Source organism: Mesorhizobium sp. M4A.F.Ca.ET.020.02.1.1 (genome assembly GCF_004022645.1).
In the GTDB taxonomy this organism is placed as follows: domain Bacteria; phylum Pseudomonadota; class Alphaproteobacteria; order Rhizobiales; family Rhizobiaceae; genus Mesorhizobium.
On sequence record NZ_RZOI01000294.1, the window covers coordinates 1 to 6,857 of the forward strand.

Consider the following 6,857-nt stretch of genomic DNA (forward strand, 5'->3'; position numbering starts at 1 on the left):
GAAAAGGGCAAGGTCTGGTGGGTGCCGAAACGGCTCGACGCCGAGGCCATGCACGACGCGGCGAAAGTTCTGCTCGGCCGCCATGACTTCACCACCTTCCGCTCGACACAGTGCCAGGCCGAAAGCCCGGTTCGCACGCTCGACCGGCTGGATGTCAGCCGCTCCGGCGACCTGATCGAGGTGCGAACCTCCGCGCGCTCCTTCCTGCACAACCAGGTGCGCTCGATGGTTGGCTCACTGAGGCGCGTCGGCGACGGCTCATGGACCGCTGCCGATCTCAAGGCGGCGCTCGACGCGCAAGACCGCGCCGCCTGCGGCCAGGTGGCGCCGCCCGACGGCCTGTTCCTCATTGGCGTCGACTATCCGGAAGGATCCTAGCCCTCTACCCTGGTGGGTATGGTGATGCCGAGCAGCGCCTGCAGCCCGAACAGCACGACCAGCGAGGCCACGAACATGCCGGCGAAGACCGCGGTGCCGACGGCGGCCCCCCTGCCGATCACGGCATTGGTCATGCGCCAGGTCAGTATCATCGAGACTGCGAACAGGAGCAGCGACACCAACCCCGGGACCTCGTTGGTCGAGGGCAGGAAAAGCCGGATCAGCGCCGACGGCAGCATCAGCCAGGCGATGATCGCCGACGCCCAGTTGCTGGCGACGACATAGTGGACGAACCGGCCGCCGATGCCGACGCGCGGCGCGACCAGCGCCAGGCCGACCAGCGGCAGCACCCAGGAGCCAATGTCGACCGTCGCCAGCCTGAGCAGCATGCTGAAGCGTCCGGCGAAGGCGTTCGGATCGCCGATCTCGTTGGCGATGCCGACCCAGCCGACGATCAGCGCCGGCGCCGCCACGACGATGGCGAAGAAGGAATTCCAGAAGCCGTCCGCCGACAGGTCGAGCAGGCGCAGCCCGTCGACCTTGCCGAGCATCAGCCGCCAGGCGCCGGCCAGCGACGCGTAGGTTTCGTCAGCCGACAGCACGGTCCTGCCCGAACCAGTCTTCGATGAAGCGCTGATAGATCCCGGTCAGCGTCTCGAGGTCGGCAAGCGCGACGCGTTCGTCGACCATATGCATGGTCTGGCCGACCAGTCCGAACTCGACCACCGGGCAATAGTCCTTGATGAAGCGTGCGTCCGACGTGCCGCCGGAGGTGGAGAGCGCCGGCTTCCTGCCGACCGTCGCCTTGACCGAACTGCTCAGCGTGTCGATCAGCCGCTCGTCGCGGGTCAGGAAGACGTGGCTCGGCCGGTTGCGCCAGACGAGCTCGTAGTCGACCGGGGCCTTCTTGCCTGGCCGGTACTTCTTGCGCCCGGCCGCCTGGTCGAGGCGGTTGTGGATCTCGGCCTGGATGGTCTCGGCCGTCCACGTGTCGTTGAAGCGGATGTTGAAGGTGGCCGTCGCCTTGGCCGGGATGACGTTGGTGGCCGGATTGCCGACGTCGATCGAGGTGACCTCCAGATTGGTCGGCTGGAAATCCTTCGTCCCCTTGTCGAACACCGGATGGAGCAAGGCGTCGACCAGGCTGACCAGCCCGCGCACCGGATTGTCTGCAAGCTGCGGATAGGCGGCGTGGCCCTGGCGCCCGTTGACGGTCACGCTGCCGGAGATTGAGCCGCGCCGGCCGATCTTGATCATGTCGCCGAGCGTGTCCGGATTGGTCGGCTCGCCGACGATCGCGGCATCCCATTTCTCGCCTTTGCCCGCCGCCCATTCGAGCAGCTTCACCGTGCCGTTGATCGCCGGCCCCTCTTCGTCGCCGGTGATCAGCAGCGAGACCGAGCCCTTCGGCCCGCCCGCCTTCTCGACATGGCGCGCCACCGCGGCGATGAAGCAGGCGATGCCGCCCTTCATGTCGACGGCGCCGCGGCCATACATTTCGCCATTGGCGACCTCGGCGGCGAAGGGCGGGTGCGTCCAGGCCGCCGCGTCGCCAACCGGCACGACGTCGGTATGGCCGGCGAACATCAGATGCGGTCCGTTGCCGGAGCGCCTTGCATAAAGGTTCTCGATGTCCGGCGTGCCGTCTTCCGAGAACACCGGACGCTCGACGGCGAAGCCGAGCGGCTTCAGCATTGTCTCAAGCGCGGCGAGCGCGCCGCCTTCGGCGGGCGTCACCGAGGGGCAGCGGATCAGGGCGGCAAGATTTGCGGCGGGGTCGGTGGGCAATTTCATGGACAAAGCGATAATCGAAAGCGAAAGGCCTGTCACGACCAGACGTCATGGCCGGCCATGGCGCCGACATTATGGTTTTCACGTCGTATAGTCGCAGACCAAGGTGAGACTATCGCATGGCCAGGGAAGAAAAGACCATCGCCATTGCCGGCGCCGGCAGTATCGGCTGCTATGTCGGCGGCTGCCTTGCGCTTGCCGGACGCAAGGTGGCTTTGCTGGCGCGCCCGCGCGTCGAGGCGGCGTTGCGCAAGGATGGCTTGCGGGTCAGCGACCTCGATTGCCGCGACCGCCGCATCGCGCCCGCGGCGCTTTCCGTCACCGCCGATCCGGCTGAGGCCCTGGGCGGCGCAGACATCGTCCTGGTGACGGTCAAGAGCGGCGCCACCGAGGAGATGGCGGCGCTCGTTGCGGCGCATGCCAGCCCGGAAGCGGTGGTGGTCAGCCTGCAGAACGGCGTCGACAATGCCGAGAAACTGCGGGCAAGGCTTGCCGGGCGACGGGTGCTTGCCGGCATGGTGCCGTTCAATGTCGTGCAGTCCCCGGATGAGGCGCCGTTTCACGTGCATCGCGCCAGCGAGGGCAAGGTGATGCTCGAGGACGGCGTGGCGGGCCTTGCCGACCTTCTCGATGTCGAGGGGCTCGCGGTCGAAACGCATGCCGACATGACGGCGGTGCTGTGGGGCAAGCTGCTGATGAACCTCAACAACGCTTTGGTGGCGCTGTCCGGACTGCCGTTGGCAACCGAGTTGGCCGACCGCCGCTGGCGGCTGATCCTGGCCGTCCAGATCGATGAGGCGCTGGCGACGTTGAAGGCTTGCCGAATTCGGCCGGCGCGCATTGCCGGCCTGCGCCCGGCGCTGCTGCCCTGGGCGCTCAAACTGCCCGACTGGCTGTTCCGGCGGCTGGCGCGGCGCATGCTGGCCATCGACCCCGAGGCGCGCTCGTCCATGTGGGACGATCTGCAGCGTGGACGGCCGACGGAGATCGGCGAATTGCAAGGCGCGGTGCTCGCTCTCGCCGAAAAGGCGGGCGTTCCGACACCCTTGACGGCACGGGTCGCGGCCCTGGTGCGCGAGGCCGAGCAGCAAAAGCGCGGCTCGCCCCGGCTGCCTCCGGAAGCGGTCACACCTGATCGTCGATCAGGGTGATTTTCTGCCAGATCTTGCGCGACAGGTTGGACGCCAGGTTCTCGACGTCGTTGACGCCGTCGATGACCACGGCGTCATTGACGGACTGGGCGAACAGCGCCGCGATCTTGCCGGTGATCGACAGCATCTCCGAGCAATAGTCGAGGTAGCGGGCGAGGTCGGCGGCATTGGTGATGCGGGCCGGCGAATGCGAGGTCGGCTTGAAATTCGCCGACAGCGTCGCCGGGTCCTTGGTCAGCTGGTGCATGTCGATGACATGGATCAGCGAACGCAGGCCGTGCAGCTGGCGAAACACCTGCTTGCGCTTGATGCGCTCCTCGGTTCTGATCAGCGCCAAGAAGCCGATCACGGCGAGGATGATCATGTTGAGCGAGGCTTCGATGCCTTGCACCGACTGCAGGGCGTCGCTGGTCCGCGAAAGCCGGTCGAGCGGCAGGATGGTGCCGACGAAGACGAACACCAGCGCACCGGCAATGACGGCGGCGGCGATGAGGCCGCGCAGCCACCAGAGCGGCGCTTCCAGCGCCTTGGCGCCCTTTGCCAGGTCGCGCGACAGCGACACCAGCTCGGCGGCGACGCCGCGCAGGCCGGCATCGGGAAACCGCTCGGCGACGCGCTCCTCCAGCCGCTCGGCGGTCTCGATGATCAGCTTCGGATCAAGCGTGCGGTAGCGCATGGCGAGGATCGTCGCTCAGGAATCGGCTGGCGCGTTGGTGCGCCTGCCATAGCGGTTGGGGCCGGGCTGCCCCGGAAACAGGCAAAGCACGAGGAAGGCGACGATCGAGACGACCGGCACGAACAGCACCAGCGCCGCGATCCCGGGCTTGTCGAGATCGTGCAGCCGCTTCACCGCCAGAACGATGTTCGACCATAGCGAGCCGATGAAGGCGATGAAGAAGATGAACGACCACATGTTGCTCTCGGGCGAGCCTTCTGGCACCAGCGTGAAGCGATACAGAGGAAATGCCTGGACGATGGCGACCAGCAATCCGCCGAGAAAATAGGCCGCGCGGCTGACGCGGCCCGAGGTTTTGAAGAAAAGCCAGGTAAGGTCGGATTTTTCAGGCAAGCGGATCCGGTCCATACTGATTGGCGCCCCTGGTGCCTTCAAGGATGCCGAGTTCGACCAGCAACCAGATGCCGCCGATGATAGGTATAAGGCCGATCAGCGTCCACCAGCCCGACTTGTTACGGTCGTGCCAGCGTTTGGCATAGAGGGCAATCGCGAAATAGATCGACGCCAGCGAGACGAGGACGCCGATGATGCCGATCTGGCCGCCGCTGGCCGTAGTGAAACGCGTGCCGAGGATCGCGTCGAGAATGAAGGCAATGATGGCGATGACAATGAATACACCGATGCCAGCCCAGAACTTGGCGCGGTTGATGCGACCCTCGAAGCTTGTCAGAAGATACTTCCAGTCCATGACGCCCCTCCGTGTTGAACCAGCGCGACGGATTGTCGCGCCGGCGGAGGGTGCGTCCGTTTCCCGAAAAGATCAATCGCGAAGCAGTTCGTTGATCGAGGTCTTGGAGCGGGTCTTGGCGTCGACCCGCTTGACGATGACTGCGCAGTAGAGGCTTGGGCCGGGTTCGCCGTTGGGCAGCGGCTTACCCGGCATCGAGCCGGCGACGACAACCGAATTGGCCGGCACTTCGCCATAGAAGACCTCGCCGGTGGCGCGGTCGACGATCTTGGTCGACTGGCCGATGAACACGCCCATGCCGAGCACCGAGCCCTCGCGCACGATACAGCCCTCGACCACTTCCGAGCGCGCGCCGATGAAGCAATTGTCCTCGATGATGGTCGGACCGGCCTGCATCGGCTCCAGCACGCCGCCGATGCCGACGCCGCCCGACAGATGCACGTTCTTGCCGATCTGGGCGCAGGAGCCGACCCCGACCCAGGTGTCGACCATGGTGCCCGAATCGACATAGGCGCCGACATTGACGAAGGACGGCATCAGCACGGCGCCCGGCGCGACGTAGGCCGAGCGGCGCACGATCGACGACGGCACGGCGCGGAAGCCGGCCTTCTCGAAATCGACCGCGCTCCAGCCGTCGAACTTCGACGGCACCTTGTCCCACCACACCGCCTGGCCCGGACCGCCCTTGATGATCTCCATCGGGTTCAGCCGGAAGGAAAGCAGCACCGCCTTCTTCAGCCACTGGTTGACATGCCACTTGCCGTCGGCCTGGCGCTCGGCGACGCGGGCAGCGCCGCGGTCGAGCAGGTCGAGCGCCGCCTCGATGGCATCGCGCGTCTCGCCGCGGGTCGCGGTCGAAATCGCGTCGCGCTCGTCAAAAGCCTTCTCGATGGTCTTTTCGAGGCTCGCCAGATCGGGCTTTGACATCAATTCGCTCCGTTACCAAGCTGTTAAGGGACAGCGCCTTAACCTGTTTCAAAGTCGCGCCGACCCAAGCAGGCTTCGTTCGCTTCGCGAAATTGCCTGCCTCAGTCTTTGCCTATCGCAGGTTCTTGTCGCAAAACCGCGGGACACTTTTGCGGAACCTGCTTATGTGAAGGTCGGATAGGGGTCAATCGCGACTGCGTCACGGGACGGCGCAAGTGGAGAAAATGGACGGGTGGATTTGATGACTCCCATGGAAAAGGCGGGATGGACGCCGCTGCCGCATTCGGATGAGGATCTGGAGCGGGCAAAGAGCGTGCCGGACACGCCGCAGACACGCGCCGACACCTACAGGCTGGCCTGGAACGATCCTGACTTCATGACGCGCCGCGAATTGCGCGCGGTCAGGCTGCAGCTCGAGCTGCTGAAGCCGGAGATGATCCTCGCCGAGCGCGGCATCCAGTCGACGGTGATCCTGTTCGGCGGCGCCCGTATTCCGGAGCCCGGCGGCGAGGCCTGGGCGGCGAAGAACGAGACGCAGAAGCAGAACCTCGAGCTGAACAGCCGCTACTACGAGGAGGCGCGCAAATTCGCCCGTCTCTGCTCGCAGCATTCGGCCAGTTCCTACTATCGTGAGTTCGTCGTCGTCACCGGTGGCGGGCCTGGTGTCATGGAAGCGGGAAATCGCGGCGCCGACGACGTCGGCGCGCCTTCCATCGGCCTCAACATCGTGCTGCCGCACGAGCAGGCGCCAAACGCCTACGTGACGCCGGAACTTTGCTTCAACTTTCACTATTTCGCCATCCGCAAGATGCATTTCGTCATGCGCGCCAAGGCCGTCGCGGTGTTCCCGGGCGGCTTCGGCACGATGGACGAATTCTTCGAGACGCTGACGTTGATCCAGACCGGCCGCATGGAGCGCGTACCGGTGATCCTGTTCGGCAAGGCCTTCTGGCAGCGTGCGATCGATCTCGATTTCCTCGCCGAGCAAGGCACCATCACGCCCGGCGACCAGGACATCATCGATTTCGTCGACACCGCCGACGAGGCCTGGGACATCATCAGCCGCTTCTACAAATTGTAGGCGGATTCCGCAAAAAGCGCCCACGGTCTTCCGGCAGCAATCTGCGACAAGCAAAAGGCCCGAGCAGCGCGTTCGTCGGCTTGCAAGCGAATGTCAGTACTAGAG

Annotated in this window: 9 protein-coding genes; 3 read left to right on the forward strand and 6 right to left on the reverse strand. The window is 65.3% G+C overall.

The window, feature by feature from the left end; all coding sequences use genetic code 11:
* Window positions 1–378: tRNA pseudouridine synthase A (locus EN742_RS18690; protein WP_148670151.1), on the forward strand; the 378-nt coding region annotated here is incomplete at its 5' end.
* On the opposite strand, the gene EN742_RS18695 is transcribed toward EN742_RS18690, so the two are convergent.
* Both EN742_RS18695 and dapE read right to left on the reverse strand, forming a co-directional pair.
* Window positions 375–980, reverse strand: a complete 606-nt coding sequence (locus EN742_RS18695; RefSeq protein ID WP_126057201.1) for a transporter — start codon at window positions 978–980, stop codon at window positions 375–377. The genes EN742_RS18690 and EN742_RS18695 overlap by 4 nt on opposite strands.
* Window positions 967–2,172 carry a succinyl-diaminopimelate desuccinylase gene (dapE, locus tag EN742_RS18700; protein ID WP_126057200.1) on the reverse strand — a complete coding sequence of 402 codons (1,206 nt, stop codon included), beginning with the start codon at window positions 2,170–2,172 and terminating at the stop codon, window positions 967–969. Before dapE ends, EN742_RS18695 begins: the two co-directional genes overlap by 14 nt.
* 116 nt (window positions 2,173–2,288) lie before the next feature.
* On the opposite strand from dapE, the gene EN742_RS18705 reads away from it, so the two are divergent.
* The gene (locus tag EN742_RS18705; protein ID WP_126057199.1) at window positions 2,289–3,320 is read left to right on the forward strand and encodes a 2-dehydropantoate 2-reductase; all 1,032 of its coding nucleotides are present in this window, start codon (window positions 2,289–2,291) and stop codon (window positions 3,318–3,320) included.
* Here the strand turns inward: EN742_RS18705 and EN742_RS18710 are convergent.
* The 4 genes from EN742_RS18710 to dapD form a co-directional block, all read right to left on the reverse strand.
* Complete coding sequence (locus EN742_RS18710; RefSeq protein ID WP_126057198.1) at window positions 3,295–3,996, reverse strand: hypothetical protein; 702 nt, start codon at window positions 3,994–3,996, stop codon at window positions 3,295–3,297. The two genes, EN742_RS18705 and EN742_RS18710, sit on opposite strands and share 26 nt — an antisense overlap.
* Before the next feature lie 15 nt (window positions 3,997–4,011).
* Complete coding sequence (locus tag EN742_RS18715; protein ID WP_245455291.1) at window positions 4,012–4,389, reverse strand: DUF805 domain-containing protein; 378 nt, start codon at window positions 4,387–4,389, stop codon at window positions 4,012–4,014.
* The gene (locus EN742_RS18720) at window positions 4,382–4,744 is read right to left on the reverse strand and encodes a DUF805 domain-containing protein (protein WP_126057196.1); all 363 of its coding nucleotides are present in this window, start codon (window positions 4,742–4,744) and stop codon (window positions 4,382–4,384) included. Before EN742_RS18720 ends, EN742_RS18715 begins: the two co-directional genes overlap by 8 nt.
* A 72-nt stretch (window positions 4,745–4,816) precedes the next feature.
* Window positions 4,817–5,671: a 2,3,4,5-tetrahydropyridine-2,6-dicarboxylate N-succinyltransferase gene (dapD, locus tag EN742_RS18725; protein ID WP_126057195.1), complete on the reverse strand. Its 855-nt coding sequence runs from the start codon at window positions 5,669–5,671 to the stop codon at window positions 4,817–4,819.
* A gap of 241 nt (window positions 5,672–5,912) precedes the next feature.
* On the opposite strand from dapD, the gene EN742_RS18730 reads away from it, so the two are divergent.
* On the forward strand, window positions 5,913–6,752 hold the full coding sequence (locus EN742_RS18730) for an LOG family protein (protein ID WP_126057194.1): 840 nt from the start codon (window positions 5,913–5,915) through the stop codon (window positions 6,750–6,752).
* The last annotated feature ends 105 nt before the right edge of the window (window positions 6,753–6,857 follow it).